The sequence below is a fragment of the Bradyrhizobium sp. 1 genome (genome assembly GCF_023073315.1).
In the GTDB taxonomy this organism is placed as follows: domain Bacteria; phylum Pseudomonadota; class Alphaproteobacteria; order Rhizobiales; family Xanthobacteraceae; genus Bradyrhizobium.
In genome coordinates this window covers 623,075-648,852 of record NZ_JADPJH010000018.1, presented here as the reverse complement: position 1 = coordinate 648,852, position 25,778 = coordinate 623,075, and the positions used below count along the sequence as shown (strand labels likewise).

At 63.8% G+C, this 25,778-nt stretch carries 24 protein-coding genes; 14 read left to right on the top strand and 10 right to left on the bottom strand.

Annotation, left to right across the window (positions count from 1 at the left end; genetic code table 11):
• Nucleotides 1-6: 6 nt before the first annotated feature.
• Nucleotides 7-1,617 (bottom strand): amidohydrolase family protein, encoded by a 1,611-nt coding sequence (locus IVB29_RS15565; RefSeq protein ID WP_247504232.1) that lies wholly within the window; start codon nt 1,615-1,617, stop codon nt 7-9.
• Nucleotides 1,614-2,432 (bottom strand): uracil-DNA glycosylase, encoded by an 819-nt coding sequence (locus IVB29_RS15560; protein WP_247504231.1) that lies wholly within the window; start codon nt 2,430-2,432, stop codon nt 1,614-1,616. Before IVB29_RS15560 ends, IVB29_RS15565 begins: the two co-directional genes overlap by 4 nt.
• A 237-nt stretch (nt 2,433-2,669) precedes the next feature.
• Here IVB29_RS15560 and IVB29_RS15555 point away from each other — a divergent pair, with 237 nt between their 5' ends.
• Nucleotides 2,670-4,235 carry an amidase family protein gene (locus IVB29_RS15555; protein WP_247504230.1) on the top strand — a complete coding sequence of 522 codons (1,566 nt, stop codon included), beginning with the start codon at nt 2,670-2,672 and terminating at the stop codon, nt 4,233-4,235.
• Nucleotides 4,236-4,285: 50 nt separating this feature from the next.
• Here IVB29_RS15555 and IVB29_RS15550 read toward each other — a convergent pair whose 3' ends face one another.
• Nucleotides 4,286-5,587, bottom strand: a complete 1,302-nt coding sequence (locus IVB29_RS15550; protein ID WP_247504229.1) for a TadE/TadG family type IV pilus assembly protein — start codon at nt 5,585-5,587, stop codon at nt 4,286-4,288.
• Nucleotides 5,588-6,339: 752 nt separating this feature from the next.
• Here IVB29_RS15550 and IVB29_RS15545 point away from each other — a divergent pair.
• The 4 genes from IVB29_RS15545 to recQ all read left to right on the top strand — a co-directional run bounded on the left by IVB29_RS15545 (nt 6,340) and on the right by recQ (nt 11,639).
• Nucleotides 6,340-7,641, top strand: coding sequence for an O-acetylhomoserine aminocarboxypropyltransferase/cysteine synthase family protein (locus IVB29_RS15545; RefSeq protein WP_247504228.1), 1,302 nt, complete (start codon nt 6,340-6,342; stop codon nt 7,639-7,641).
• Nucleotides 7,642-7,652: 11 nt separating this feature from the next.
• Entirely contained in the window at nt 7,653-8,654 is a 1,002-nt protein-coding gene (locus tag IVB29_RS15540; RefSeq protein ID WP_247504227.1) for a homoserine O-succinyltransferase, read from the top strand.
• Nucleotides 8,655-8,759: 105 nt separating this feature from the next.
• Entirely contained in the window at nt 8,760-9,503 is a 744-nt protein-coding gene (locus tag IVB29_RS15535; RefSeq protein WP_247504226.1) for a polysaccharide deacetylase family protein, read from the top strand.
• A 270-nt stretch (nt 9,504-9,773) separates the two neighbouring features.
• On the top strand, nt 9,774-11,639 hold the full coding sequence (gene recQ, locus IVB29_RS15530; protein ID WP_247504225.1) for a DNA helicase RecQ: 1,866 nt from the start codon (nt 9,774-9,776) through the stop codon (nt 11,637-11,639).
• 86 nt (nt 11,640-11,725) lie between these two features.
• On the opposite strand, the gene IVB29_RS15525 is transcribed toward recQ, so the two are convergent.
• Nucleotides 11,726-12,742, bottom strand: coding sequence for a 1-aminocyclopropane-1-carboxylate deaminase (locus IVB29_RS15525; RefSeq protein ID WP_247504224.1), 1,017 nt, complete (start codon nt 12,740-12,742; stop codon nt 11,726-11,728).
• Between the two features lie 160 nt (nt 12,743-12,902).
• On the opposite strand from IVB29_RS15525, the gene IVB29_RS15520 reads away from it, so the two are divergent.
• The 3 genes from IVB29_RS15520 (at nt 12,903) to IVB29_RS15510 (ending at nt 15,244) form a co-directional block, all read left to right on the top strand.
• Nucleotides 12,903-13,367 carry an Lrp/AsnC family transcriptional regulator gene (locus tag IVB29_RS15520; RefSeq protein WP_247504223.1) on the top strand — a complete coding sequence of 155 codons (465 nt, stop codon included), beginning with the start codon at nt 12,903-12,905 and terminating at the stop codon, nt 13,365-13,367.
• A 45-nt stretch (nt 13,368-13,412) separates the two neighbouring features.
• Nucleotides 13,413-14,558 carry a PLP-dependent cysteine synthase family protein gene (locus IVB29_RS15515; protein WP_247504222.1) on the top strand — a complete coding sequence of 382 codons (1,146 nt, stop codon included), beginning with the start codon at nt 13,413-13,415 and terminating at the stop codon, nt 14,556-14,558.
• Between the two features lie 125 nt (nt 14,559-14,683).
• On the top strand, nt 14,684-15,244 hold the full coding sequence (locus IVB29_RS15510) for a carboxymuconolactone decarboxylase family protein (protein ID WP_247504221.1): 561 nt from the start codon (nt 14,684-14,686) through the stop codon (nt 15,242-15,244).
• A 7-nt stretch (nt 15,245-15,251) separates the two neighbouring features.
• Here IVB29_RS15510 and IVB29_RS15505 read toward each other — a convergent pair whose 3' ends face one another.
• On the bottom strand, nt 15,252-16,121 hold the full coding sequence (locus IVB29_RS15505; protein WP_247504325.1) for a hypothetical protein: 870 nt from the start codon (nt 16,119-16,121) through the stop codon (nt 15,252-15,254).
• 215 nt (nt 16,122-16,336) lie between these two features.
• Here IVB29_RS15505 and IVB29_RS15500 point away from each other — a divergent pair, with 215 nt between their 5' ends.
• Nucleotides 16,337-16,585 carry a hypothetical protein gene (locus IVB29_RS15500; protein ID WP_247504220.1) on the top strand — a complete coding sequence of 83 codons (249 nt, stop codon included), beginning with the start codon at nt 16,337-16,339 and terminating at the stop codon, nt 16,583-16,585.
• Nucleotides 16,586-16,594: 9 nt separating this feature from the next.
• On the opposite strand, the gene IVB29_RS15495 is transcribed toward IVB29_RS15500, so the two are convergent.
• On the bottom strand, nt 16,595-17,530 hold the full coding sequence (locus IVB29_RS15495) for an alpha/beta hydrolase (protein WP_247504219.1): 936 nt from the start codon (nt 17,528-17,530) through the stop codon (nt 16,595-16,597).
• Nucleotides 17,531-17,650: 120 nt separating this feature from the next.
• Between IVB29_RS15495 and IVB29_RS15490 the strand changes: the two genes are divergently transcribed.
• The gene (locus IVB29_RS15490; protein WP_247504218.1) at nt 17,651-18,538 is read left to right on the top strand and encodes a branched-chain amino acid aminotransferase; all 888 of its coding nucleotides are present in this window, start codon (nt 17,651-17,653) and stop codon (nt 18,536-18,538) included.
• A 190-nt stretch (nt 18,539-18,728) separates the two neighbouring features.
• Here IVB29_RS15490 and phaR read toward each other — a convergent pair whose 3' ends face one another.
• Complete coding sequence (gene phaR, locus IVB29_RS15485; protein ID WP_247504217.1) at nt 18,729-19,331, bottom strand: polyhydroxyalkanoate synthesis repressor PhaR; 603 nt, start codon at nt 19,329-19,331, stop codon at nt 18,729-18,731.
• Between the two features lie 305 nt (nt 19,332-19,636).
• Between phaR and IVB29_RS15480 the strand changes: the two genes are divergently transcribed.
• From IVB29_RS15480 to IVB29_RS15470, 3 genes are all read left to right on the top strand, one after another.
• Complete coding sequence (locus IVB29_RS15480) at nt 19,637-20,815, top strand: acetyl-CoA C-acetyltransferase (protein ID WP_247504216.1); 1,179 nt, start codon at nt 19,637-19,639, stop codon at nt 20,813-20,815.
• A gap of 240 nt (nt 20,816-21,055) precedes the next feature.
• Nucleotides 21,056-21,781 (top strand): acetoacetyl-CoA reductase, encoded by a 726-nt coding sequence (gene phbB / locus IVB29_RS15475; RefSeq protein ID WP_247504215.1) that lies wholly within the window; start codon nt 21,056-21,058, stop codon nt 21,779-21,781.
• A gap of 157 nt (nt 21,782-21,938) precedes the next feature.
• On the top strand, nt 21,939-22,808 hold the full coding sequence (locus tag IVB29_RS15470) for an EamA family transporter (RefSeq protein ID WP_247504214.1): 870 nt from the start codon (nt 21,939-21,941) through the stop codon (nt 22,806-22,808).
• Between the two features lie 7 nt (nt 22,809-22,815).
• Here the strand turns inward: IVB29_RS15470 and IVB29_RS15465 are convergent, their stop codons facing one another.
• The 3 genes from IVB29_RS15465 to gloB all read right to left on the bottom strand — a co-directional run bounded on the left by IVB29_RS15465 (nt 22,816) and on the right by gloB (nt 24,904).
• Nucleotides 22,816-23,499, bottom strand: a complete 684-nt coding sequence (locus IVB29_RS15465; RefSeq protein WP_247504213.1) for a flavin reductase family protein — start codon at nt 23,497-23,499, stop codon at nt 22,816-22,818.
• A gap of 177 nt (nt 23,500-23,676) precedes the next feature.
• Entirely contained in the window at nt 23,677-24,099 is a 423-nt protein-coding gene (locus IVB29_RS15460; RefSeq protein WP_247504212.1) for a cupin domain-containing protein, read from the bottom strand.
• A 37-nt stretch (nt 24,100-24,136) separates the two neighbouring features.
• The gene (gene gloB / locus IVB29_RS15455; protein ID WP_247504211.1) at nt 24,137-24,904 is read right to left on the bottom strand and encodes a hydroxyacylglutathione hydrolase; all 768 of its coding nucleotides are present in this window, start codon (nt 24,902-24,904) and stop codon (nt 24,137-24,139) included.
• A 108-nt stretch (nt 24,905-25,012) separates the two neighbouring features.
• On the opposite strand from gloB, the gene IVB29_RS15450 reads away from it, so the two are divergent.
• Entirely contained in the window at nt 25,013-25,759 is a 747-nt protein-coding gene (locus tag IVB29_RS15450) for a methyltransferase domain-containing protein (protein WP_247504210.1), read from the top strand.
• The last annotated feature ends 19 nt before the right edge of the window (nt 25,760-25,778 follow it).

Below are 25,778 nucleotides of genomic sequence, written 5' to 3'. Positions count from 1 at the left end.
AGGTGGCTAGTAGAAAGCAGCGATTGCCGCGCCGATTCCTTGCGGCAAGTTCGTCTCGCGCTTCAGCGTGTCCAGGAAGGCGGGATCGCCCGCCACGGTCAGGCCATCCAGCTTGATCGGATGCAGCGGCTCGGCGGCCGCTGCGACCGCCGCCAGATCCGGACCGGTCCTGACGCCGTTATATTCCAGCCGCGGGCGCAATTGGACATTGTTGCCGAACTGTTCGTCCAGCGCGAGGCGCCATCCGCTGCGTGACACAGTTCCGCTGGCGATCGCCTCGCTCATGGCGAGGCTATGCGGTTGCAGCGTTCCGAGCTTGCCGAGTGCTGCGCTCAAACGGCTCGTCGCCTCCGCCAGCGTGACCTTCTCGATCCCCGTATCCTGGTCGGGCGAAGAGAAGTCGATCAGCCGTGCGCTGTTGCCGATCTTGTACGCCTCGCCGCTTCCGCCCGCCTGTTGCATGGCCTTCTTCGTTCCATAGCGCGGCCGCCCGCCGATCGTGACCAGCACGATATCCTGTTCGCGCGACTTGATCAGATGGCCGTAGGGGTCGCCGGTGACGCCCTTCACGATCAAAAGGTCGGCGAACTTGCCCTTGGCGATCGTCCCGAGCTTTGCATCCCATTTCAGGATCGCAGCCGGATTGCGCGTCGCCATCGAGACGATATCGTAGTCGCTGAAGCCGAGATTGAAATGCGCCGATACGACCTTCGCCGCCTTGAGCTCGCCCAGCAGGTTCTTGCTGCCGGACGGTGACCAGTCCGAGCCCAGCGCGATCGTGAGCCCCGCGGTACGCGCGGCGACGACGTCCGTGGTCTTGCCATAGAGCAGCAGATTGCTCAGCGGCGACCAGACGACCTTGGCCTGATTTTCGGCCATCGTGCCGAAGTCGGTCGCGTCGAGCGCCGTGCAATGAATACCGGCGAGCGACGGCTCGATGGCCCAGTCTCCCTCGGGATTGCGCAAGGCGAGGAAGTGGCTGTGCGCCTTGATATCGATCCCTTCGCTCAGATGCAGCAGGAAGCATGACGAGGATTTCAGCTCCTTGTCGAACTTCGCCCAATCCTGGGCATCGATATCAGGGATCTTCGAGTGGGCCCGCGGAAGATCGGGAGGGCTTCCGATCTCGGCGGCGCGCAGCGCGCCCTTGTAATATTTGTGGATCGTGCCGCTCCAGTTCGACAGCGTGATCCCCTGGCTCGTCGTGGTGCCCGCGACCATGCACTTGGCCTCGACATAGCGAACCAGGGCCGGCAGCAGCGAGCCGTCGTCGGCCAGCGCAATCGCGCTCATCGGGCCGGTCACGGATGTCTTGTACGATTTCGCGTTCTGCCACTGGTCGCGATTGCCGTAGAGCTGCGGCACCTGCCAGAGCGGCAGGATGTTGTAGCTGAGGTGATTATGCAGCTCGATCAGGCCGGGATAGATGGTGCCGCCTGTCGCCACCACAGCCACGGCCTCGAAGCCCGCTGGCGCCGGCTGCCCCTTGGGGACGACCGCGGCGATGCGATTGTCCTCGATGAAGATCGTTCCGTTCTTGATGATGTCGCCCTCGGCCGTCATCGTCACGATCCGCCCGGTCAGTGCCCATCGCTTCGGGCTGTCGGCTGGGCTCATGGGATCACCCCGTCGGGAATGGTGATCGTAATCGTGCGCCGCTTGGTCGCCGCATCGGCGCCCTGGCGCACGGCCCACGGGGTATCTCCGTGCATCCAGGCCGGCAGTCCCGGTGGAAGATCCTTTGCGATGATGTCGAAGAGCTCTGTCGGCTTGAAGGCGTCGCCATACGGCACGAGCGTCGTCGGCACGTCCGGATGCTGGACTTGCGGTGCGAGAGCCGCGAGCGCGGCATTCCACTTGGTCAGCATGATCTTGGTATTCGCTGCGCGCGTCGCGTTATCAGGCGCGGAGCTCTCCGGCCAGGTGGGGTGCGTGATGTGCTGATAGGCGAGGGTCTTGCAGGCCGCGCCGTCGGCGGTCTTCAGCCAGGCCTTCCAGGCCTCGTCCGCGAGGCCGCCAAGCGAGACGACCGCCTCGATGTTGCCGGAGCCGAGCACGGCCTTGAACCATTTGTTGCGGTAATCGACGATGCCGGGCTCGTTCTTGTGCTTGGCGCCGCCGCTCTGTCCGTAAACGCTGTACAGAAAGGTGTTCACCATCACGTAGCTCTGCGTGATGCCGAGCTTGGCGAGGAAACCCTGCGCCCGTCGGCCTGCGGTGCCGACCAGGATGCGGCGCACGACCGTCTCGTGCTGGGCGGGATCCTGACCGACGACGAGCACGCGTGCGGATCCGTCGAGCCGGCCGCGATGAAAGATCGGTCCCCATTCGATCCGGAAGTCATGCGGATCATAGGCCTCAGCGCCCGGATAGTTGGCGCACAGATCGCGAAAGGGTTGTTCGCCGTATCCGCTGTCGAATTCTGTGAGCATGGAAATGCTCCAATCTGACAATGTTGAAACAGCTGCTTCAAAACCTGGTTGGTCTGGCGCAATCTTGGCGGTCGTTTACCGAAACGTTCAACCAGTCTATGGGTCAGGACGGGGAGGCCAAAAGTTCACGACCATAGGACGTGACAGAGCGTCGCGGCGACAGGCCATGCAGAAACGCACCTGTACACGCTGGCGTGACCTCCATAACCTCCCCCGCGCAATTGCTGGAGATGCGACGTGGCGAAGAAGACGGCGAGCAAGAAGAAAAGTGTTTCGAAGAAAGTAGCGAAGGCCAAGACGAGCGCCGCCCGCAAGGGCGCCGTTGCAAAAACTGCGAAGACGACGCTCAAGAAAGCTGCGCCGCGCAAGTCGACGGCACGCCGCCCGAAGGGCCCGGTCTGGCAATGGTCTGCGGTCGACACCGCCGCCGCGATCCGCAATGGCGCGATCTCCGCGGTCGAGACCGTCGAGGCGCATCTGGACCGGATGCGCACGGTCAATCCCGGACTGAATGCGGTCGTTGTCGATCTCAGCGAGGAAGCGCTGAAGGCCGCGCATGCGGCCGACAAGCAGCGCGCCAAGGGCGGCGCGCTCGGCCTCCTCCACGGCGTGCCCATCACCATCAAGGAGAACGTCGATTACGAGGGCCGGCCCAATTTCAACGGCGTTCCCGCCAACAAGGATTTTGTCGCGCCGTCGGATGCGCCCGTCGTCCGCAACCTGAAGAAATCAGGCGCGATCGTCATCGGCCTCACCAACACGCCGGAATTTTCGTTCCGCGGCTTCACCGACAATCCCCTGCACGGGCTGACGCTCAATCCGTGGGATCCTGACATCACCTGCGGCGGCTCCTCGGGCGGCGCGGGTTCGGCCGTGGCCGCCGGGATCGGCACCATCGCCCACGGCAACGACATCGGCGGTTCGCTGCGCTGGCCGGCGCATTGCAACGGCGTTGTGACCATCAAGCCGACGCAGGGCCGCATTCCCGCCTTCAACGGCAGTGCTGTGGCGGAGCGGCCGATGCTGGCGCATCTGATGTCGGCGCAAGGGCCGCTCGCCCGTCACGTCGCCGACATCAGGCTCGCGCTGGAAGTGATGAGCCAGCGCGATCCGCGCGATCCCTGGTGGGTGCCGGCGCCGCTGGCCGGACCAAAGCCGAAGGGACCGATCAAGGTCGCGCTTGCCAAAATCCCTGACGATATGGATGTCGATCCGCACGTCGCGGCCGCGCTGCGCCAGGCCGCCGATCATCTCGAGCGTTCCGGCTATCGCGTGACCGAGGTCGAGGTCCCCGACATCAACGGTGTCTGGCAGACCTGGTGCGACATCATCACCAACGAGACTGTGGTGATGCAGGAAGCCGGCATGCTGAAGGTGACGTCCGAGGATTTTCACAAGGCCTGGGGCGGCATGAAGACCAAGGCAAATGTGCTCGATCTCAAGGCCTGGATGCAGGCGACCGCCGCGCGCAACGGCCATATCCGCGCCTGGCAAATGTTCTTCGAGGAATATCCGGTGGTGCTGGCACCAACCACGGTGAAGCCGACGCCGGGGCCGCGCGAGGACACAATCAGTGCCGAGCGCGTGAAGGAGATCTTCTGGGGCGAGATTCGCTTCATCTCCGCGATCAACGTGCTGGGTTTGCCGGGCGCGGTGGTGCCGGTAGCCGTGCATGACGGCAAGCCGATCGGCGTGCAGCTCATCGCCGGGCGCTATCGCGAGGATCTCGCGCTCGACGCGGCGGCTGCGATCGAGAAGAGCGCCGGCGTGCTCGCCCATCGCCTCTGGGAGACGATGGCCTGAACCTGTGCCCAAGGGCTTCGCGCGTCTCGCGCGAAGCCCTTGGGGCGCGGCTAGTTCGTCAGGTGCGAGGCGGCGATCGCCTTCTGGAACAGCGAGTTCAGCGCATCACTGATGTTGGCATCGCTCGAGACCTCGTAATAATAGCCCGAAGTCGCGCAGGCCTGCATCTTGGTCCCGATCGAGCTGCGCCAAGGCGCAATATAGGTGGTGTACCAGCTGTTGTTGGTGATCGCGAGATAGCTGGTGTAGAGCACCGCGATCTTGACGCCACGCGCCTTGATGGTGTCGCAGATCGCAGTCGTCAATGGCTCCTGGCATCGACCACCGGAAACGGTGGTCTTGCTACAAGTCGAGGGATAGTAATAGTCGGCCACGCCGTCCGAGACGAAGAACAGCCATTTCTGCGGCGAGGACGAGGAGCCGTCGCCGGGCGTCGGAATCACGCCGTTGATCGACGTCAACGTGCCGTCGAAATCCGTGCACATGTCGTTGTTGTAGTTGTTGTAGGGGATCGTCATCAGGTCGACGCCGGAGACCGCCGTCTTGACCGAAGACAGGCTCGAAGAGAGCGGCGAGATCGTGGTCAGGCCGATCGAGGCGCAATCGCTCCCCATGGTGTAGACCGCCATCCGGTATTGGTTGCTGACGAGCCGGCTCGCGGTGGCGGTGTCGGTCAGCGACTGCGTCGCATCGCGCACGAGGTCGATCCGCATCTTGATGCCGAGCTTCTTCGCGATCGAATAATAGCTGTTCGTCTGCAGTGTCTTCTGCGTGCTCGACGTGTAGGTGTCGTGGCAGGCGAAGGCGCAACTGTCGGACGTGGCATTCTGCAGTGCAGTCATGTCGGCGGTCGTTGCGCCGATCCCCTGCGACGGCGAGTTGTCGAGCAGCACGTAGAAGTCGATGTAGGCCGGCAGCGAGGCGGCGGCGCTCGAGCTCGCCGTGAAGCCGATGGTCTTGTAGCCGAGGATTCCCATGAAATAGGTCGTCACGGCCGCCGTCGCCGTTCCGGTGGCGGTGCGTGTGGTGACGCTGTCGGTCACGTTGATGGTCACCGAGCTCGTCGTCAGGCCGAGTGCGGACATTTGTCCGGTGAAGGTGTTGACGGCGTCGCTCTGCGCCGCCGACGCGGTCTTGGTGATTTCGCTCTTGGCGGTGGCGGCCAGCACGGCGATGTCGAGCGCAGCTATCAGTTTCGCTCTCGCCCGTGCGGCGAGAGAGTAGTCGACGGCAGCGCCGACAAAGGATAGCAGCGGGACCAGCGCGAGCGCAAAGATGACGGCGATGTTGCCATTTCGGTCGGAGACAAAGCGCGAGAGCAGGCGATGAGCATTCCCGGTGGCAAAGGTCAATCAAAGCATCCCTAAATGAAAACAATGCGCGGACGCTAGCACCGTGGAACTTACGCAAGAGTTGACCGCGATGTGACCATGCGTATCCGTATTGTTGCGGAGCATGTCGTGAAATCGCGAAAATTCCCGGCAAAAGCAGATGATTTCGCGCGCGGCTCGCGGCGAGCTCCGTAGTAGTCCGGGGGTAGTGCTTGACCCACATTGAGGCTTGCTCTCAACATGCACGGACGCCGCGCTGCGCAACAGCGCATCAACTTAAGGTCTACGGAGGACGACATGGCGGACGATCGCTCGATCATTCTGCATCACTTCGACGAGTGTCGACATCCTCGGAGAAGACCCGCCTGAAGCAAGTCGCCTGGTTGTCGGTCAGCTATCGCCATCCGCAGTGGTGACGACGACATCGGAGGTGAGAGGTGGCTTCGCGAAGCGAAGGCGGGCGACGGGTCTTTCTCCTCGCACACGCGTTTCGTATGGATGGATACCCCTCATCTGGCGCTACGCGCCACCTTCTCCCACAAGGGGAGAAGGGAAACGCACCGCGGCTGTCGCGGCAAGCAAATCCCAATAATTCATTAATCCAATTTGACTCGAATTTTAGCCAATTCACCAATAACCGTTAGGGTTACTTCCTCGATCTCTAGACGAATTATTGCCCGCTTTACCACCCGCCTCTAACACGAGGACGGCGGACAACGCACATGCCTCATACAGGCCAATAAGTGCGGCCCGCTCCACGCGGAGGTGGTACGATGCGCAACGAGACGATCGCTATTCACGCCGGCTATGAGCCCGAAGCCACCACGCACGCGGTTGCGGTGCCGATCTACCAGACCGCGGCCTATGCCTTCGACAGCGCCGATCACGGCGCGGCGCTCTTCAATCTCGAGGCCGAAGGTTACCGTTACAGCCGCATCGCCAATCCGACCAGTGCCGTGCTGGAGAAGCGCATCGCCGAGCTCGAAGGCGGCGTCGGCGCGCTCGCTGTTGCGACCGGCCAGGCGGCGCTGCACTTCGCTTTCGTCAACGTCGCCGACCACGGCGGCAACATCGTCTCCGTGCCGCAGCTCTATGGCACCACGCACACGCTGCTCTCGCACATTTTGCCGCGGCAGGGCATCACCGGCCGCTTCGCCGAGAGCGACGAGCCTGACGCGGTCGCGAAGCTGATCGACGAGAACACCCGGGCGGTGTTTGCCGAGACCATCGGCAACCCCGCCGGCAATGTCTGCGACATCGAGGCGCTGGCGAAAATCGCGCATGCGCATGGGGTGCCGCTGATCGTCGACAACACGGTGGCAACGCCGATCCTGCTCAAGCCATTCGACTACGGCGCGGATATCGCCGTGCATTCGCTGACCAAGTTTTTGGGCGGCCACGGTACCACGCTCGGCGGCGCCATCGTCGATTCCGGAAATTTCCCCTGGGCGAAACACGCCGACCGCTTCCCGGGTTACAACAAGCCGGACGCCTCCTATCACGGCCTCGTCTATGCCGAGCGCTTCGGCCGAACCGCCTATATCGAGCGCGCGCGGAGCATCTATCAGCGTACCATGGGTTCGGTGCTGTCGCCGTTCAATGCCTTCCTGCTGATCCAGGGCATCGAGACGGTGGCGTTGCGCATGGAGCGCCACTGCGAAAACGCCCGCAAGGTCGCCGAATTCCTGCGCAAGGATTCGCGCGTCGCCTGGGTCAATTACACCGGCTTTCCGGACAGCCCGTATTACTCGCTGGTCCAAAAGTATCTTGACGGCAATGCCTCCTCGCTGTTCACCTTCGGCATCAAGGGCGGCATGGAAGCCGGCAAGAATTTCTACGACGCGCTGAAGCTGATCACGCGCCTCGTCAATATCGGCGATGCCAAGTCGCTGGCCTGCCATCCGGCCTCGACCACGCACCGCCAGATGTCGGCGGAGCAGCAGCGCGTCGCCGGCGTGTTGCCGGAGACGATCCGTCTCTCGATTGGCATCGAGCATTCCGCTGACATCATCGAGGACATCGACCAGGCGCTGGAGAAGGCCTGCCCGTCAGCGCGCCTTCAGGCCGCGGAGTAGGCGCGACCCCGATGACGGTCTTGATCGACAGGGATCAAGGTATAACGAGCCCGGCACTGGTGCCGGCCGAAGGCGATCTGGCGCGCGATCGAGCCGGCGCCGATCTGACTATCGGGCTGATCAACAACATGCCGGATACGGCGCTGAAGGCAACCGAACGGCAGTTCATGAAGCTGCTTCAGGCCGCCGCAGGCCCGCGCCGCATCCGCTTCCACTGCTTCTCGCTGCCTTCGGTGAAACGTTCGCCGGAAGCGAAATGGCATGTCGAGAGCGAATATTCCGATCTTGCAGATCTCAAGCGCCAGAGGTTCGACGGGCTGATCGTAACAGGCGCGGAGCCGGTCGCACCCGAGCTCGACCAGGAACCATACTGGCGCGATCTTACCGATCTCATCGACTGGGCCAAGGTCAACACACGTTCGACGATCTGGTCATGCCTTGCTGCGCATGCGGCGGTGCTGCACCTCGACGGGATCGAACGGCGGCGATTGCCGGCCAAATGTCACGGCATCTTCGACTGTGAAGCTGTGACGGACGACTCCCTGACGCACGCCGTGCCTGCACCGCTCAAGGTCTCGCATTCGCGCCTGAACGAGATCGCAGAGGACGACCTTGCGCAGGCCGGTTATCAGGTTCTGACACGCTCGGCTCTCGCCGGCGTCGACGTCTTCGTCCGCCAATATGCCAGCCGCTTCGTGTTCTTCCAGGGTCACCCGGAATATGACGCGCTGTCGCTCCAGCGCGAATATCTGCGCGACATCGGTCGCTACCTCGCGCGTGAGTGCGATCATTACCCGCACCTTCCGGTGGGCTATTTTGACGCAGCAACGGAAGAGAGGCTGGCTCGCTTCGAGAAGCGGGTGAGGCACGAGCGCCATCCGGCGCTCAGCAACGACCTGCCGGCGCTGAATTTGCGCGCCGATATCGCCGCCGGCAGCGCCGCTGCGGCGCTATTTCGCAACTGGCTGCAATTTCTCGGCGCGGAGGCCGATGCCTCGGTCCTTGCCCGCTAGCCGGAGGGCGTTGGTTCCGCGTTAGGATTACCCAAGCGTTAAGCTTGCCTCAAGTAGCGCACGAATGTTTCAGTAGAGAAATACGGAATCACGGGAAATGCGATCGTGTGGTCGACACTCCAGGGACGCGTGAGCAATCGGCTGGCCCGGCATTTCCGTGCCGCGCCGCACCGCTTGCCCGCGCATGCGCCGATGGTGAGCTTCACCTTCGACGATGCCCCCGATAGCGCTGCTGGCGAGGGCGCTTCGCTGCTCGAAGCACACGGCGGCCGCGGCACCTACTACATTGCCGGCAGCCTGATCGGCCAGCCGTCGGATCATTGGCATGGCCTGTCGAATGACGCGGTCGTGCGGCTTCACCGCGCCGGTCACGAGATTGCCTGCCACACCTTCTCACACCAGAGTTCGGTCAATCTCGACGAGGCGACCATGGCCCGCGAGATCGAGCGGAATCGCAGCCATTTTCGCGACATCGATTCCTCGATCAAGCTTGAGAACTTCGCCTATCCCTATGGGATTGCCTCGTTCTGGCGTAAACCGCAGCTCACAAAAGCCTTCCGCTCGGCGCGCGGCATCCTTCCCGGCGTCAATCGCGACGTCATCGACCTCCAGTTCCTGCGCGCCTCGCCCTTGGTCAATTACGAGATCGACGCAGCGGGCGTCGATGGCTATTTCGACGAGGCGGTTGCGAGCGGTGGCTGGCTGATCTTCTACGGTCATGACGTCGTCGATGCGCCAAGCCCCTATGGCTGCACGCCGCACCTGATGCGCCACGCGCTGGAAGCGGCCGGGAAGCGCGACATGCCGATCGTGACGGTCGCGGAAGCGCTGCGCAGGATCGGGGCGTAGCTGTTCCTTCCCTTCTTCCCTTGCGGGAGAAGGTGGCGCGAAGCGCCGGATGAGGGGTTTGTCTCGGCAAGCTCCATCGTCGGAATTGATTCGCGGATAGAAACCGCCCACCCGTCGCGCCGCTCCGCGGCGAGCCACCCTCTCCCGCAAAGGGGGCCGCAAGGGGAGAGGGGGAAGAGTCGCTCAAGCCACGCAAACAGTCTTGCCACGCCGCCGCCGCCATGCGACTGGCCTTGTGTCGAATCTCACGGCCGTGGTTCCCACACACTCATGTCCGCTCCTTCCACCGCCCCGCTGCCTGCGCCGGCCAACGGCCGCGATGCGCTGTCGGTGCTGCATTCGGTGTTCGGCCTGCCGGGGTTCCGCGGCGCGCAGGGCGAGATCATCCGGCACGTCACGGACGGCGGCAATTGCCTGGTGCTGATGCCGACCGGCGGCGGCAAGTCGATGTGCTACCAGCTGCCGTCACTGCTGCGCGAAGGCTGTGGCATCGTGGTGTCGCCGCTGATCGCGCTGATGCGCGACCAGGTCGCGGGCTTGCTCGAGGCGGGCGTTAATGCCGCCGCGCTGAACTCGTCCTTGACGTTCCAGGAGGCCTCCGACATCGAACGCCGCCTGATCGCGGGAGATCTCGACCTGCTTTATGTTGCGCCGGAACGGCTGGTGACGCCGCGCTGCCTGTCGATGCTGGCGCAGGCCAAGGTGGCGCTGTTCGCGATCGACGAGGCGCATTGCGTCTCGCAATGGGGCCATGATTTCCGGCCCGAATATGTCGGCCTCTCCATCATCGCCGAGCGCTTTCCGGACATCCCGCGCATCGCGCTGACCGCGACCGCCGACGAATTGACGCGCAAGGAGATCGTCGAGCGGCTCCAGCTGACCGGGTCCCCGCAATTCGTCTCGAGTTTCGACCGGCCCAACATCCGCTACGAGATCGTCGACAAGCGCAACGCGGTGTCGCAGCTCAAGGAATTCATCCGGGAGCGCCACGCCTCAGACGCGGGCGTGGTCTATTGCCTGTCTCGCAAACGGGTCGAGGAAGTCGCTGCCGCGCTCGACGACGCCGGCATTGCGGCGCTGCCTTATCACGCCGGTCTCGACAGCAGCGTCCGCTCGCGCAATCAGGACCGCTTCCTCAACGAGGACGGCATCGTCATCGTCGCGACCGTCGCCTTCGGCATGGGCATCGACAAGCCGGACGTGCGTTTCGTCGCGCATCTCGACCTGCCCAAGAGCATCGAGTCCTATTACCAGGAGACGGGACGCGCCGGCCGCGACGGCAAGCCGTCGGCGGCCTGGATGGCCTATGGCCTCTCCGACATCGTGCAGCAGCGCCGCATGATCGACGAATCCAACGGCTCCGACGATTTCAAGCGCGTCTCGATCGGCAAGCTCGATGCGCTGGTTGGGCTCGCCGAGACCGCGCAGTGCCGGCGCAAGCGGCTGCTCGGTTATTTCGGCGAAAACGCGCACGGCGAGACCTGCGGCAATTGCGACAATTGCCTGACGCCGCCCAAGATGCGTGACGGCAAGGTGCTGGCGCAGAAGCTGCTATCCTGTGCGTATCGCACCGGGCAGCGCTTTGGCGCGATGCACCTGATCGACGTGCTGATCGGGCGTCTGACCGAGAAGGTGACGCAGTTCGGGCACGACAAATTGTCCGTGTTCGGCATCGGGCGCGAGCTCAACGAGAAGCAGTGGCGCACGGTGCTGCGGCAACTCGTGGCGATGGGGCATTTGCAGAGCGACAGCGAGGCTTATGGCGCGTTGAAACTGATGGAGTCTTCGCGGGCGGTGCTGCGCGGTGAGACCGAGGTGTGGCTGCGCGAGGAGGCGGAGGGTACGCGGGTTCGTGCCAGCCGGACAAAATCCCGCCGCGGCGATCTCGCGCCGGCGGCGAACGCGCCGCAAGGCGATGTCGATCCCGAGCTGCGCGCGCGGCTGCGGTCCTGGCGTTCAGATATCGCGCGCGAGCGTGGCGTGCCGGCCTATGTGGTGCTGCACGACGCCACCATCGACGGCATCGTCCGGGCCTGGCCGACCACGCTGGACGAGCTCCGCAACGTCCCCGGCATCGGCGACAAGAAGCTGGAGCATTACGGCGAAGAGCTGTTGCAGATCGTCAAGACGCGGTAGCGCGCCGCCATGATCTCCACTGTCGTCCCGGACAAGCGAAGCGCAGACCCGGGACGACAGCGGAGGGAGGCGCGAGCCGGGCGGCCTCAGCCGTTCCGGAATGCGTAACCGTAGCCGTTGAGCGCCGGTGCGCCGCCGAGATGGGCGTAGAGAATCTTTGCGCCCTTCTCGAAATAGCCCTTCTGGGTCAGGTCGATCAGGCCTTGCATCGATTTGCCTTCATAGACAGGGTCGGTGATCATCGCCTCTAACCGTGCGGTGATGCGGATGGCTTCCTTGGTTTCTTCCGACGGCACGCCATAGGCGGGATAGGCATAGTCCTCGATCAGCACGACGTCGTCGGCGACGAGCTCCTTGCCGAGCTCGACGAGCTTGGCCGTGTTCTGCGCGATCGAGAGCACCTGCGCCTTGGTCTGATCAGGCGTGAAGGAGGCGTCGATGCCGATCACCTTGCGGGCGCGGCCGTCGGCGGCGAAGCCGACCAGCATGCCGGCATGGGTGGAGCCGGTGACGGTGCAGACCACGATGTAGTCGAACTTGAAGCCGAGATCGGCTTCCTGCTTGCGCACTTCCTCGGCGAAACCGACATAGCCGAGGCCGCCGAACTTGTGCACGGAGGCGCCGGCGGGGATCGCGTAGGGCTTGCCGCCTGCCGCCTTCACTTCCTCGATCGCTTGCTCCCAGCTCTTGCGGATGCCGATGTCGAAGCCGTCGTCGACCAGACGCACGTCGGCGCCCATGATGCGCGAGAGCATGATGTTGCCGACGCGGTCATAGACGGCGTCCTCGTGCGGCACCCAGGCTTCCTGCACCAGGCGGCACTTCATGCCGATCTTGGCGGCGACCGCGGCGATCATGCGGGTGTGGTTGGACTGCACGCCGCCGATCGAGACCAGCGTATCGGCGTTGGAGGCGATCGCATCCGGGATGATGTATTCGAGCTTGCGCAGCTTGTTGCCGCCATAGGCGAGGCCTGAGTTGCAGTCCTCGCGCTTGGCGTAGATCTCGACATTGCCGCCGAGATGTTTTGACAGCCGCTCGAGCTTCTCGATGGGCGTCGGGCCGAAGGTCAGCGGATAGCGCGCGAATTGGTCGAGCTTCATGGGTCATCCCGATTGGCGTTGATGTCTGGGGATCTGGCTAGCATCTGGCTGCAGAAATGTGCTCTCGAATATTGCGCCTATGTTGCGCCTTATCTTTCAGCAATAGCGGCCTGAGCTGTGATATCTTCCGTTGAATCGACCCCATACGGAAGCTTCTTCCATGTCTGTCCGTCTCGACCGAACTGATCTGAAGATGTTGAGATTGCTGCAAAATAACGGACGGCTCAGCAATGCGGAGCTGGCCGAAACCGTCGCCATCAGCCCGGCCACCTGCCATCGCCGCACCCAGCGCTTGTTCGAGGACGGCTTCATCGCCGCTGTGCGCGCCATGGTCGCCCCAAAAAAGGTCGCGAAGGGCACGCTGGTGATGGTCGGCGTCGTGCTCGATCGCTCGACGCCGGAGAGTTTTGCCATCTTCGAGCAGGCGATCACCAAACTGAAATTCGTGCTCGACTGCCACCTCGTCGCCGGCGATTTCGATTACTTCCTCAAGATCCGCGTCGGTGACATGGAGGATTTCAACCGCATCCATGGCGAGCAGCTCATCGCGCTGCCCGGCGTGCGCCAGACCCGCACCTTCTTCGTGATGAAGGAGGTCGTCGACAACGCGCCGCTGGAGTTTTGAGCCACAGCACTTGATGCGCGATCCGCATCATGAGAGATTCGTTCGATGCAGACATTCCCCTTTCGCCATCTCAATCCGGCCGGGCCGGCCTATCGGCGCGGCTGGGTGGACGAGGCGGTGGCGGCGATCGAGGCCGACCAGTGCCGCACGGCCGACACGCATCTGATCCGGCTGATCGTGCCAGCGCTATCAGGCATCGATATCTATCTCAAGGACGAGTCCACGCATCCGACCGGCAGCCTGAAGCATCGTCTGGCGCGTTCACTGTTCCTCTACGCGCTCTGCAACGGCCACATCCGCGAAGGCACGCCTGTCGTCGAGGCATCGTCGGGATCGACCGCGGTGTCGGAGGCCTATTTCGCGCAGATGATCGGCGTGCCGTTCTACGCCGTGATGCCGCGCACGACCTCGGCGGAGAAGATCGCCGCGATCGCGCATTATGGCGGCAATTGCCATCTGATCGACGACGGCCGCGCGCTGTATGCGGAAGCCGCCGCGCTCGCCGCCCGGCTGAACGGCCATTACATGGACCAGTTCACCTTTGCCGAGCGCGCCACCGACTGGCGCGGCAACAACAACATCGCCGAATCTATTTTCACCCAGTTGCAGGGCGAGCCATGTCCGCTGCCGGACTGGATCGTGATGGGCGCAGGCACCGGCGGAACGTCGGCCACCATCGGACGCTATCTGCGCTATCGCCAGTATCCGACCCGGCTCTGCGTTGCCGATGTCGAGCATTCCGCCTTCTTCGACTGCTTCCGTACGCAGGATCGCTCCCATGTCTGCGATCGTCCGTCGCTGATCGAGGGGGTCGGCCGGCCGCGTTGCGAGCCGTCTTTCGTGCCGGGTGTGGTCGACCGCATGATGAAGATCCCGGATGCGGCGACGGTCGCGGCGATGAACGTGCTGTCGCGGCGGCTGCGCCGCGCCGTGGGCGGATCCACCGGCACCAATTTTTTGGCGCTGTGCCGGCTCGCCTCCGAGATGCGCAAGGCAGGCCAGACCGGATCGCTGGTGACGCTGATCTGCGATTCCGGCGAGCGTTACCGTCAGACCTATTACGAGCCCGAATGGCTGAAAGCGCGCGGTCTCGATCCGGCGCCGGTCGAGGCAGCGCTGTCGTCATTCCTCGATACCGGGCAGCCATTGGCGTTCGCGGTCGACGACGTCGTCAATCCGCAGAACATATAAGGCCCTGAGGCCTCAAGCGGCGGTGCCCTGCCATTTGCAAAATGGCACGGTCGTCACGGCAACTTCACTTGCCACGCGCGCGTACGCGCGCGACCGTCTCGGCTTCTCAACGAGGAGATTCCGCCGTGCGCCTTCCCATTCTCGATCCGAAAGACCTGAGTGCCGAACAGAAGCCGCTCTATGACGACATGAAAGCGGGCATCACGGACCACTTCAAGGGCTTCATCAATATGCGCGACGACGGCGCGCTGCTCGGGCCCTGGAATCCCTGGATCCGCGAGCCTCGCTTCGGCAAGCCGGTGTGGGAGCTGGTCAAGGCGATCGCGTCGAACCCGCTGCTGCCGGCGCCGGTGCGCGAGGTCGCGATCCTCGTCACCGGCTCGCATTTCCGTTCGGGCTACGAGCTCTATGCCCACGTGCTGGTGGCCGAGCAGCGCGGCCTCTCCGACGAGAAGCTCGCGACCATCGTCGCCGGCCAGCGGCCGGTCGATCTCACCAAGCAGGAAGCGGTCGCTTACGACATGGCCTCGGCCCTGGTGAGCGGCGGCGTGCTGCCGGAGTTGACCTATAGAGCTGCGGTAAAGGAATTCGGCGAGCACGGTGCGGCCGAGCTGTCCTATCTCGTCGGCGTCTACTGCATGGTCTCGGTCACGCTCAACACTTTCGACGTGCCGGTGCCGGATTAGCCGGCGCTCAATTGCGCACCGCGTAGAGCGGCGTGCGCAACGTCACCTGGTAGGACGGCTTTGGCATCCACGCGATCTGCGCGGTGATGCCAAACAGCCGGTTGTCATTGTCGTCCATGCGGTCGAGGTCGAGGCGCAGGATCGGCTGGGTGAAGGGCTCCGCCAGCGTCCGGCCGGCGAGCTGCGCGCCGCCGAAGGACTGCATGCCAAGGCGCCCGGTGAATTTCCAGTTGCTCGGCCATTGGTAATAGCCGCCGACATAGAGGATCGTGTTCGGTCGGATGCTGGCGAGCGGGCTCGCGATGGTGGTGGTGGTGTATTGCAAGCCGGCCAGCCAGCCCCGCGTCTCGTCCTCGTCGAGCGCGTAGTCGAATTCCAGGATGTTGTTGAACGAGTTCGTCATGCCCGGCTCGTTCGGCACCGACTGCGTCAAGGTCGATTGCAGCGTGATCGTCGGGATCCTCCCGCCATTCTGCTGATAGAGGTCGGCCTGCACGCCGATGTTCCAGCTGGTGATGTCCAAAGCCGACCAGCCGCCACCGATATCCGTCGTCGAGCCCGATACGCCGCCATAGAGCGAGACGCGCTCGCTGACATCGACGGTCAGCGGCAGGTCGACGGCGATCGATTTCGCCGCCGGCAAGCCGTTCGGCAGCGTCGCTCCGCGTCGTGCCGCCAGGGCTTCGAACGCTGCTGACAACGACGTGTTGCCCAAGCCGAGCCCGAGCGTGCCAGCGGGGATCGTCGCGTAGGTCGTGCGCAGGTCGAGATAGATGTTGGGGACATCAGGCTTTGCCGGCGCGCCGTCGTCGTCGGCAGCGAAGGCGGTGCCTGCCGAGATCGTCAGGCAAAGCAGTCCCATCGCGGCGGCGCGCAAAACCAGGCGATGCGATGGCCTGTGATGGGACACGTGACAATCCGACGCGCGGCGATCTGATGACGGAAGCGTTGCTAGATGGAACGTGATCGCCGTCCTGGTCAAGCGCTATCCGCAAGCGGTGGACTGCACGGATGCGTGCGGTTACCGTGCTGTGGTCGCACTGACACACGCGCCGGCCAGAGTGCGGGCCGGCCATTGCAAGGACAACAGCCATGAACACGTCGCGCCGCATCCTGCTCACTGGTCTGGCGGGCCTCGCTGTCGCTCCGACCGCCGTGGCTGCCGCGGTGCCGTCGCCCGAGCCTGGTGACGTGACGGTGGCCGAAGAGCGCTTTGCGCGCACGATCGCAGCCGCGCATGCGCCCGACGTCACCTGCGCACGGCAGGCCGAACGTTACGCGGATGCGCATTGGCGTGACTATGTAGGGGCAGCGAGGGCCGTGCTCGACGCGCGCACGTGATTCGCGCTGTTATTTCGCCACCGCCCGCCGCACCTGTTCGCCAATCTGTGACAGAACGAGTTGTGCCTGCGGCAGGATCGCGCCCATGGCGTGGAAATTGTGGACCATGCCGTCATGGCAGACATGCTCGACCGCGACGCCCGCGGTGAGCAGCTTGCGCGCATAGGCGTTACCCTCGTCGCGCATCGGATCGAATTCGGCGGTGTGGATGATCGCGGTGGGCAAGCCCGCGAGGCGCGTCGCGCGCAGCGGCGAGATGCGGGGATCGGCGGCGTCCAGGCCCTCGGGCAGATAGTCGGCGAGGTCGGCTTCGATCGTGACGCGGTCGATCAGATGGCCTTCGGCGAATTCCTCGCGTGACGGCGAGGTCTCCTCGAAATCCAGCACCGGGCAGATCAGGCATTGCGCGACAATCGAGAGGCCGGCGTTCTGCATCGCTTCCTGGCACACGATCGCGGCGAGCGTGGCACCGGCGGAATCGCCGCCGACTACGAGACGTTCGGCGTCGATGCCGAGGGAGGAGGCTTCGCGCGCCACCCATTCGGTGGCCGCGATCGCGTCGTCCACGGCGGCGGGAAATTTGTGCTCCGGCGCAAGCCGGTAGTCGACCGAGACCAGCCGACAGCCGGTCACATGCGCCAGCGCCGCCGCGATGCGGTCATGCGTGGCAACGCTGCCGGCAACCAATCCGCCGCCGTGAAAGAACACGAAGCCCGGCGCGAGTTCGCCCGCGCTTGCGGGTGCATAGAGACGATAGGGCAGCTCGCTGTCAGGCCCGGGCAGCATCCCGTCGGACGCGCTGACGTCAGGTGCATCAGTGCGCGCGAACTGCATCAGCTTCGCCAGCGACTGCCGCCGCGCCTCGACGCTCGGCCGGCTCCGTCCCTGCGGCGAAGCGGCAGCCATCATGGTCAACAAACGCTTTGCGAGCGGATCGAGCGGCATGGCACTTCCTTGTCCCCCTTGCGGGAGAGGGTAGCTCACCATCTCCCCGCAGGGAATCATTTAGAAATTGCGACCAATAGTGGCGCTATATTGCGGCGTCACGCCAACGGGAGGCCGGTCATGGCCGAGATCAGGAAGCCGATCGAATATTCGCCGAGCTGGACCTTCTTCGAGGGCAAATGGCACGACGGCAATGTGCCGATCATGGGGCCGCGCACACATGCGGCCTGGCTCGGCTCGGTCGTGTTCGACGGCGCGCGCGCGTTCGAGGGCGTCGCGCCGGATCTCGACCGTCACGTCGCCCGCGCCAATCAATCCGCGATCAATTTCGGCCTGAAGCCGGTGGTCGATGCCGCCACCTGGCTCACGCTCGCCAACGAAGGCATCGCGCGCTTTGCGCCGAATACCGAGCTCTATGTCCGCCCGATGTACTGGGCGCAGAATGGCTCTGGCGGCGGCGTGATGTTCGACCCCGAGACCACCAATTGGTGCCTGTGCATCTACGAGGCGCCGATGCCAAAACCCGTCGGCAACGCGATCACGCTGTCGCCGTTCCGCCGGCCGACCGCCGAATGCGCGCCGGTCGAGGCCAAGGCTGCCTGCCTATATCCAAACAATTCGCGCGCGCTGGCTGAGGCCGCCTCGCGCGGCTTCCAGAACGCGCTGATGCTGGACATGCTCGGCAATGTCGCGGAGTTCGGCAATTCCAACGTGTTCATGGCCAAAGACGGCGTGGTCTTCACGCCGGTGCCCAACGGCACGTTCCTGAACGGCATCACGCGCCAGCGCGTCATCAGCCTGCTTCGTGGCGACGGCATCACCGTGGTCGAGAAGACATTGCGTTATGCCGATTTCCTCGCCGCCGACGAGATTTTCTCCACCGGCAACTTTGCCAAGGTCGCGCCGGTGATCCGCATCGACGAGCGCGAGCTGAAGCCGGGCCCGCTCTACACCAAGGCGCGAAAACTCTATTGGGACTTTGCGCATGCGGTGAAGCTGGCGGCGTAGGCGCCGCTCTATCCGCGAACTCCGTCATTGCGAGGAGCCCTTGCGACGAAGCAATCCAGAGTCTTTCCGCGGAGACAGTCTGGATTGCGTCGCTGCGCTCGCAATGACGAGTTTGTGGAAGCAGTTGGGCAAAACGGTCGAGGGCGCGCGCGCGGCTGGCGGGCGCTGATGTGGACGAGAGGCTTGAGACCTACTCGTCCTTCTTCGACATCTTCTCGAGGCGTTCCTGCATGTCCTTCATCTGCTGGCGCAGATCGTCGATGTTGCTGTCCGTCGCCGCTGCGGCGTTCGCATCGGGCTCAGGCTCCGGCGTGGCCGTCGCCGGACGACCCGCCGCGCCAGGGGCAAACGGCTTGAACATCGAGAAGGTCTGCTGGAACAGCTCCATGTTGCGGCGGACCTGTTCCTCCAGCGGCGCAAACGGAGTTCCGGACAGCGAGCTGGAGATCTGCTTGCGGAACTTCTCCTGCTCCTGAGTCAGCGACGCGATCGCCTGCTCCAGATATTTCGGCACCACCATCTGCATGCTGTCGCCATAGAAACGGATCAGCTGGCGCAGGAAGGTGGTCGGCAACAGGTTCTGGCCGGCCTTGTTCTCCTGCTCGAAGATGATCTGGGCGAGCACGGAGCGGGTGATGTCGTCGCCGGACTTGGCGTCGTAGACCAGGAAATCTTCGCCGTCCTTGACCATGGAGGCGAGGTCTTCCAGCGTCACGTAGGTGCTCGTTCCGGTGTTATAGAGCCGGCGGTTCGCGTATTTCTTGATGGTGGTGGGTTGGTCTGATTTCGCCATGGGCTCTCACTTGCAAACGCTGAGAACGGGAACCTGCCGGGCTATACTGCAGGGCGGGAAGAGTACGCAACGCAACAAAATAAGCATTTTCAACGGGCTCACGCTACCGTTTTGTGCGGCACGGTTAATTGCACAGCAAAAACGTGCTTGCGAAATCGCCAAGAACGCTATTTTGAATGCGCTGCGGCATGGATTCGGTCAGCGCGCGATTGACATGCCGCAACGACGTTAACAGGATGCCGTCCGAGACTGGCGAGCCGTTTTCCCAGCCCCGCCTGCCCCCAATTGAACCTCAGGAGATGTCCATGTCAGACGATGTCGTCATCGTCAGCGCCGCCCGCACCCCGGTCGGAAGCTTCAACGGAGCCTTCGCAACCCTTCCCGCCCACGATCTCGGCGCCATCGCCATCAAGGCTGCGCTGGAGCGCGGTGGCATCGAGCCCGGCCGGGTCTCCGAAGTCATCATGGGCCAGATCCTGACCGCCGCTCAGGGCCAGAACCCGGCCCGCCAGGCCTCGATCATGGCCGGCATTCCCGTGGAGAGTCCGGCCTGGAGCGTGAACCAGCTTTGCGGCTCGGGCCTGCGCACGGTCGCGCTCGGCTACCAGGCGCTGCTCAACGGCGATTCCGAAATCGTGGTCGCCGGCGGCCAGGAATCCATGAGCATGGCCCCGCACGCGCAGTACCTGCGTGGCGGCGTCAAGATGGGTGGGGTCGAGTTCATCGACACCATGATCAAGGACGGCCTGTGGGATGCCTTCAACGGCTACCACATGGGCAACACCGCCGAGAACGTCGCACGGCAGTGGCAGATCACCCGCGCCCAGCAGGATGAGTTCGCGGTCGCCTCGCAGCAGAAGGCCGAAGCGGCTCAGAAGGCCGGCAAGTTCAGCGACGAGATCGTCCCCGTCACCATCAAGAGCCGCAAGGGCGACATCGTCGTCAGCGCCGACGAATATCCGCGTCATGGCGCAACCGTTGAGGCGATGGCCAAGCTCAAGCCCGCCTTCGAGAAAGAAGGCACGGTCACCGCGGGCTCGGCCTCGGGCATCAATGACGGCGCTGCCGCCGTGGTGCTGATGACGGCCAAGCAGGCGGCCAAGGAAGGCAAGAAGCCGCTGGCGCGTATCGTGTCCTGGGCACAGGCCGGCGTCGATCCGAAGATCATGGGCTCGGGCCCGATCCCGGCCTCGCGCGCCGCGCTGAAGAAGGCCGGCTGGAGCGTCGGCGATCTCGACCTGATCGAGGCCAACGAGGCCTTTGCGGCGCAGGCCTGCGCCGTCAACAAGGATCTCGGCTGGGACACCTCGAAGGTCAACGTCAATGGCGGCGCGATCGCGATCGGCCATCCGGTCGGCGCCTCCGGCGCGCGCGTGCTGGTGACGCTGCTGCATGAAATGCAGAAGCGCGATTCGAAGAAGGGCCTTGCCACGCTGTGCATCGGCGGCGGCATGGGTATCGCGATGTGTCTGGCGCGCGACTGAAGACAGCTGACGTGTAGCTGACGGGTGCGCTGCACACGTCGGTGAGTGCGTTGCACGCGACTAAAAAGGCGGCGGTTGCGAATCAAATATTCTTCGCAACCGCGCAAGCCTCGACTAAATACAAACGCCCGGCTCAACGCCGGGCGTTTTGTTCTTGATGTCCGTCAAACCAACCGCATAATCCACCACTAAAAACGGTCACTCAGAAGCGTCCGAAGCGTCCAAGGGAAGGAATACGATATGGCACGAGTTGCATTGGTGACGGGTGGTACGCGTGGCATCGGAGCTGCAATCGGCAAGGCGCTGAAGGCGGCCGGCTACAAGGTCGCGGCGAGCTATGCCGGCAACGATGCGGCGGCGGAGAAGTTCAAGGCCGAGACCGGCATCGCCGTCTATAAATGGGACGTCAGCAATTTCGACGCGTGCGCCGAGGGCGTGAAGAAGGTCGAGGCCGACGTCGGCCCGATCGATGTGCTCGTCAACAATGCCGGCATCACCAAGGACGGCGCCTTCCACAAGATGAGCCTCGAGCAATGGAGCGCCGTCATCAACACCAATCTCGGCTCGCTGTTCAACATGTCGCGCCAGGTGATCGAAGGCATGCGTGGCCGCAAGTTCGGCCGCATCGTCAACATCTCCTCGATCAACGGACAGAAGGGCCAGTTCGGCCAGGTGAACTATTCCGCGGCCAAGGCCGGCGAGATCGGCTTCACCAAGGCGCTGGCGCTGGAGAACGCCAAGGCCGGCATCACCGTGAACGCGATCTGCCCGGGTTACATCAACACCGAGATGGTGCAGGCGGTGCCGAAGGACGTGCTGGAAAAGGCGATCCTGCCGCTGATCCCGATCGGCCGCCTCGGCGAGCCCGAGGAAATCGCGCGCGCGGTCGTGTTCCTCGCCGCCGATGAGGCCGGTGCCATCACCGGCTCGACGCTGACCGTCAACGGCGGCCAATACATGGTGTGATGCCCAGGCATCACGCGCGATCATATCGGTAACTTCGTCATGCCCGGGCTTGTCCCGGGCATCAACGTCTTTACAACGTCCGCATCGATGGATGGCCAGGACATAGACGAGCGGAAGCGACGCCGTCGTTCGGACGGCATGACGGAAATATTGACCGATGACTCCCCGTACCGCGACACTGATCGGATTGACCGCGATCCTGATGTGGTCGCTGCTGTCAGTGATGACGGTTGCGACCGGAAAAATCCCGGCGTTCCAGCTCGCCGCGATGACCTTCGCGATCGGCGGTCTCGTCGGTCTCCTCACCTGGATCGGCCGCGGCGAGGCAGCAAAGAGCCTGCGCCAGCCGCTGGTCGTCTGGGCGGTCGGCGTCGGCGGACTGTTCGGCTATCATGCGCTGTATTTTCTGGCACTGCGTTTCGCGCCGCCGGCTGAGGCCGGTTTGCTCAACTACCTCTGGCCACTCCTGATCGTGCTGTTCTCGTCCTTCCTGCCGGGTGAGCGGCTGGCCGCGCATCACGTCATCGGCGCCGTGCTCGGCCTCGTCGGCACCGTGCTGCTGTTCGCCGGCAACACCAGCGGTTTTGCGCCGGGGACTGTGCCGGGATTGATCGCGGCCTTCATCGCCGCTTTCGTCTGGGCGACCTATTCGGTGCTGTCGCGGCGATTGAAAGCGGTGCCGACCGACGCGGTCGCGGGCTTCTGCCTCGCCACATCAGGGCTCGCCGCGCTGATGCACGGCCTGCTTGAAACCACTGTATGGCCGGAGACGACGCTGCAATGGCTGTCGGTCATCGCGCTCGGCATCGGCCCCGTCGGTGCTGCCTTCTACGCCTGGGATATCGGCATGAAGCGCGGCGACATCCGTGTGCTCGGCGCTGCGTCCTATGCGACGCCGCTGCTCTCGACCGGATTCCTCATCGCCGCCGGTTTTGCCAAAGCCAGCGCCAACATCGCCATCGCCGCGATCCTGATCGCCGGCGGCGGCCTGATCGCGGCGAAGGACATGGTGCTGAGGAAGCGATGAGGGCGCACTAAAGCGCCGGCTGCCAGCCCGGCGGCCGATACATCGCCTCTGGAATCTGCCCGAGCTCGGAGCGCTGCAAGCGCTCTGGCGTCAGGCCATAAAATTCCTGGAAGCTGAGGATCAGCGGGCGCCATTTGTCCGGATCGATGCGGTTGGGGGCGCCGTCCATCATGATGTCGGGATGCGCATGCACGCGGGTGATGCGGACCTCGATGGCTGCGAGATTGCCGCGCCAGACCGCATCGTCCTGTGCCATCTCGTGCACATAGGCGACCTTCGCCTCCATCTGCACCGGACATTCGGCGGTGCGCGGTGCGCCGACCGTCTCACCCGGCAGTGCCGTCAGGCCGCTGAGGCCGAACTTGTCCTTCTCGTGCCGATAGCCGCGATAGAGTTTGCCTGATGGCACCGGATCAGAGCCCGTGGTGCGGGCGAGGCGGTCTACCGCGGCGACGAGGTCGGCCGACGGCAGATTGAGCACGCATTCGCCGGTGCGAATCATGTTCTCGGTGGTTTTCGAATTGCGCGCTAGCCCGAGCATGCAGCGCCATCCCACCCACCACGCTGACGACATCGGCGCGAGATTGGGCGAGCCGTCAGCATTGCTCGATCCGATCAGGACAACGGGCGTTCCGAAATACAAGATGGCAGGGTCTATCTGAATTGACGCGAGATCGAATGTTCCGTGCATCGTGCGCTCCTGTTCACTGTGAGCGCTGTCCTACGGTGTGCAACGGATCGAACCCACCCGATTCCAGATCGGGAGACTTAGAGCGTTTTCAAGCGAAGTGGATACCGGTTCGCGTGAAGAAAACGCGACAAAACAAAAATCTGGAGCTTCGGTTCTGATTCAATCAGAACCGAAGCGTTAGGGTTCCCAGCCCTTCGGCGCGAGCTCGAATTTTGCGAACTCGAAGGCGGGTGCCACGGTGCAGCCGACCAGTGTCCACTCGCCCGTGGTCTCCGCCATCTGCCAGGCATTGGCCGGCACGATTCCCTGCGGCCGTTCGCCAGCCAGCAGGTCCGTGCCGAGCCGTACCTCGTGCTGGGAGCAGCCGTCATGGGCGATGCGAAGCGTCAGCGGGCTGCCGGCGTAGTAGTGCCAGATCTCGACCGCGTCGATGCGGTGCCAGTGCGAGCGCTCGCCGCGGGCGAGCAGGAAATAGATCAGCGTCGAACGCGACCGGCCGTTGGCGTCCGTGGTCTGGTCACGAAAGGTCTCGCGATAGTGCCCGCCCTCGGGGTGCGGGCGGAGTTCAAGGCGCGCGATGATCTCGGCTGCAGTCGGCATCGATCCCCGTCAGGACTTGTTCTTCAGGACTTGTTCCTCAAGATTTATTCTTGCGCTCGCGCAACTCGCCGAACACTGCGGCGGCATCCGCGCCCTTCATGTGTAGCCTGGCTGCGACCGAGGGTTCATCAGCCCGCAGGAACACGTTTGCTCGCTTCTCATCACCAAGCAGTGAGGGAATGGTCGGCTTGTTCTCGGCCCGCAGCTTCGCCACCTCCGCCGCGCGCGCCTGGAGCGCCGCATTGTCGGGGTCGACGGTGAGTGCGAATTTGACGTTGGACGCCGTGTATTCATGGCCGCAATAGAGCTTGAAATCGTCGGGCAGCGCCCGCAGCTTCAAAAGCGAATCCCACATCATCGGGTAGGTGCCTTCGAACACGCGGCCGCAGCCGATCGAGAACAGCGTGTCGGCGGCGAACACCGTCTTCTCGGTGTCGAACACGTAGGAGATGTGGTCGAGCGTGTGGCCGGGCGTCTCCACCACGCGCGCCAGCAGATTTCCGATCTTGACCACGTCGGCATTGGCGACGCGCAGATCGACATTGGCGATCTTCGCCGACTTGTCATGCGGCGCGACGACGCGGCAATTGTATTTCTGCTTGAGTTCGGCGACGCCGCCGACATGATCGCCATGATGATGGGTGATCAGGATGTCGGTGAGCTGCCAACCCTCGCGCTCCAGCGCCTTGAGGATCGGGCCCGCCTCCGGCGCGTCGATCGACGCGGTCGCCTTGGTTTCCACATCGTGGATCAGGTAACCGAAATTATCGCTTAAACAGCTGAAAGTACGAATTTCGGCGGCCATGACATCTCCATCGCGCTCAGCCCAGTCAGACAAATATGGCCTTAACGTTGCGCAGGCAATGCAATATTCAGCGCGCGGCTGCACCCTTGTGCATGTTACATTGCCGTCATGACCATCGATGTCGTCGACCTTCGCGAGTTCTATTCTCGTCGCCTCGGGATTGTGGCGCGGCAAATGATCAATCGCGGCATCAGGGAGCGCTGGCCGACCGCCGAGGGCCAGCGTGTGCTCGGCATCGGCTATCCCACGCCCTATCTCGGACTGTTCCGCGAGGACGCGGAACGCTGCATCGCCTTCATGCCGGCGGCCCAGGGCGTCCTGAAATGGCCGACGGGACGGCCGGCGCTGGCTTCGCTGGTCGACGAATTCTCGCTGCCGCTTCCCGACGCCGCCGTCGACCGCATCCTGCTGGTCCATGCACTGGAGATGTCGGACGATCCGGCTGCGCTATTGCGCGAGGTGTGGCGGGTGCTGTCGCCGTCCGGCCGCGTCATGGCCGTAATCCCGAATCGGCGCGGGGTGTGGACCCGCACTGACAGCACGCCGTTCGGACACGGGCGGCCCTATTCGCGCTCGCAGATCACGGATCTGTTGCGCCAGACCTGGTTCACGCCGACCTCCTGGGGCGAGGCGCTGTTCATGCCGCCCTATGCCGGCGGCTGGGTGCTGAAATCGGCGCAGATGTGGGAACGCGCCGGCGCGGCCTTGTCGCTGCCTTTTGCCGGCGTGCACATCGTGGAAGCCACCAAGCAGGTCTATCGCGCGATCCCCGCCAAGCGCGAACGGGCGCGGCTGATTCCCTCACTGGCGAAGCCCGTGCTGGTACCGTCTTCGACGACGGTGACGCGCAGCTGATAAAAACCGTCCCGACGCG

Excerpts from the sequence above, each read along its gene's own strand:
- phaR (WP_247504217.1), bottom strand. The coding sequence starts at position 19,331 with ATGGCGAAATCAGACCAACCCACCACCATCAAGAAATACGCGAACCGC.
- IVB29_RS15520 (WP_247504223.1), top strand. The coding sequence starts at position 12,903 with ATGTCTGTCCGTCTCGACCGAACTGATCTGAAGATGTTGAGATTGCTG.
- IVB29_RS15545 (WP_247504228.1), top strand. The coding sequence starts at position 6,340 with ATGCGCAACGAGACGATCGCTATTCACGCCGGCTATGAGCCCGAAGCC.
- IVB29_RS15560 (WP_247504231.1), bottom strand. The coding sequence starts at position 2,432 with ATGCTCACAGAATTCGACAGCGGATACGGCGAACAACCCTTTCGCGAT.
- phbB (WP_247504215.1), top strand. The coding sequence starts at position 21,056 with ATGGCACGAGTTGCATTGGTGACGGGTGGTACGCGTGGCATCGGAGCT.
- IVB29_RS15465 (WP_247504213.1), bottom strand. The coding sequence starts at position 23,499 with ATGCACGGAACATTCGATCTCGCGTCAATTCAGATAGACCCTGCCATC.
- IVB29_RS15565 (WP_247504232.1), bottom strand. The coding sequence starts at position 1,617 with ATGAGCCCAGCCGACAGCCCGAAGCGATGGGCACTGACCGGGCGGATC.
- IVB29_RS15515 (WP_247504222.1), top strand. The coding sequence starts at position 13,413 with ATGCAGACATTCCCCTTTCGCCATCTCAATCCGGCCGGGCCGGCCTAT.
- IVB29_RS15490 (WP_247504218.1), top strand. The coding sequence starts at position 17,651 with ATGGCCGAGATCAGGAAGCCGATCGAATATTCGCCGAGCTGGACCTTC.
- IVB29_RS15450 (WP_247504210.1), top strand. The coding sequence starts at position 25,013 with ATGACCATCGATGTCGTCGACCTTCGCGAGTTCTATTCTCGTCGCCTC.
- gloB (WP_247504211.1), bottom strand. The coding sequence starts at position 24,904 with ATGGCCGCCGAAATTCGTACTTTCAGCTGTTTAAGCGATAATTTCGGT.
- recQ (WP_247504225.1), top strand. The coding sequence starts at position 9,774 with ATGTCCGCTCCTTCCACCGCCCCGCTGCCTGCGCCGGCCAACGGCCGC.
- IVB29_RS15495 (WP_247504219.1), bottom strand. The coding sequence starts at position 17,530 with ATGCCGCTCGATCCGCTCGCAAAGCGTTTGTTGACCATGATGGCTGCC.
- IVB29_RS15460 (WP_247504212.1), bottom strand. The coding sequence starts at position 24,099 with ATGCCGACTGCAGCCGAGATCATCGCGCGCCTTGAACTCCGCCCGCAC.
- IVB29_RS15540 (WP_247504227.1), top strand. The coding sequence starts at position 7,653 with ATGACGGTCTTGATCGACAGGGATCAAGGTATAACGAGCCCGGCACTG.
- IVB29_RS15470 (WP_247504214.1), top strand. The coding sequence starts at position 21,939 with ATGACTCCCCGTACCGCGACACTGATCGGATTGACCGCGATCCTGATG.
- IVB29_RS15525 (WP_247504224.1), bottom strand. The coding sequence starts at position 12,742 with ATGAAGCTCGACCAATTCGCGCGCTATCCGCTGACCTTCGGCCCGACG.
- IVB29_RS15500 (WP_247504220.1), top strand. The coding sequence starts at position 16,337 with ATGAACACGTCGCGCCGCATCCTGCTCACTGGTCTGGCGGGCCTCGCT.
- IVB29_RS15480 (WP_247504216.1), top strand. The coding sequence starts at position 19,637 with ATGTCAGACGATGTCGTCATCGTCAGCGCCGCCCGCACCCCGGTCGGA.